We start from the raw sequence: 1114 nt of genomic DNA, 5'->3' as shown, positions 1-1114 counted from the left end.
AACGCCACGGCGAGCGCCGGCAGGTCGAGCCGACCGCCGGCCCAGCAGACCAGCCCGACGGTCAGGCCGAGCGGCAGGACGGCGACCGGGGCGATCAGGAGGGCGCCGGTCGCGGCACCGGGTGTCACCCCCAGCACCGGGGGAACGCGAAGAGCGGTCAGCATCCCGACCGCGAGCCGCAGGCTACGACCGACGACCGCAACGGTCACGACGGCGGCATCAGCTCGGAGAGCAGCGCGACGTCGCGCAGCACAGCGATGGCCGAGCGCAGCACGGGCACCGCGGCGACGGCGCCGGATCCCTCGCCCAGCCGGAGCCCGAGGTCGAGCACCGGCTCGATGCCGAGCTTGTCCAGGGCCAGCGACTGGGCAGGCTCGGTGGACCGGTGGCCGGCGGCGAACCACGCGGCCGCGCCCGGCAGGATCCGCTCGGCGGTGAGGGCGCAGGCCACCGACATCAGGCCGTCCAGAAGGACCGGGACGCCGCTCTCGGCGGCCTCGAGCAGGTAGCCCACGGTCGCGGCGAGGTCAGCGCTGCTGACGGCGGTCAGCGTGTCGACGGGGTCGGCGAGCCGGTCGCCCGCACGGTCGAGCGCCTGCTGGACGACCGACAGCTTGTGCGCGAGGACGGCATCGTCCACCCCGGTGCCGCGGCCGGTGACCTCCGCGGCCGGCAGGCCCAGTGCGGCCGCCACCATCGCCGCAGCGGGTGTGGTGTTGCCGATGCCCATGTCGCCCGACAGCAGGAGCTGGGCGCCGGCCCCGATCTCCTCGCGAGCCACGGCCCGACCGGCATCGAGCGCCTGGGCGGTCTCGCCGGGGGTGAGGGCGTCCTCGAGGTGGATCGCCCCGCTGCCGCGGCGGACCTTCCAGGCCTGCACCTCGGCCGGCACCCCCTCGAGCTCGTCATCGACGCCGATGTCGAGGACCCGGACGTGCACGCCGTTCGCCGCCGCCAGTGCGGACACGCCGGCCCGCCCCGCGACGAAGGTGCGCACCATCGCCGCGGTGATCGCCGGAGGGTAGGCGGAGACGCCATGCTGGGCGACGCCGTGGTCGCCCGCGAAGATCGCCAGCCGGATGTCAATGAGCGGCTCGGGCGGGACCGCGGCCTG

The 1114-nt window shown here is 75.7% G+C and carries 1 protein-coding gene and 1 pseudogene; both read right to left on the bottom strand.

Annotated elements, in window-relative coordinates; all coding sequences use genetic code 11:
- Positions 1 to 209, bottom strand: a pseudogene (locus E7Z54_RS17355) (hypothetical protein); the annotation flags it as partial.
- The coding region (gene cobT / locus E7Z54_RS17350) for a nicotinate-nucleotide--dimethylbenzimidazole phosphoribosyltransferase (RefSeq protein WP_206056350.1) at positions 206 to 1114 on the bottom strand (909 nt) is incomplete at its 5' end. The gene cobT and the pseudogene E7Z54_RS17355, both read right to left, overlap by 4 nt.

The organism is Nocardioides sp., from assembly GCF_004803405.1.
Lineage (GTDB): Bacteria > Actinomycetota > Actinomycetes > Propionibacteriales > Nocardioidaceae > Nocardioides > Nocardioides vastitatis.
The sequence above is the reverse complement of the archived record's forward strand: the minus strand, read 5'-3'. Positions and strand labels throughout refer to the sequence as shown.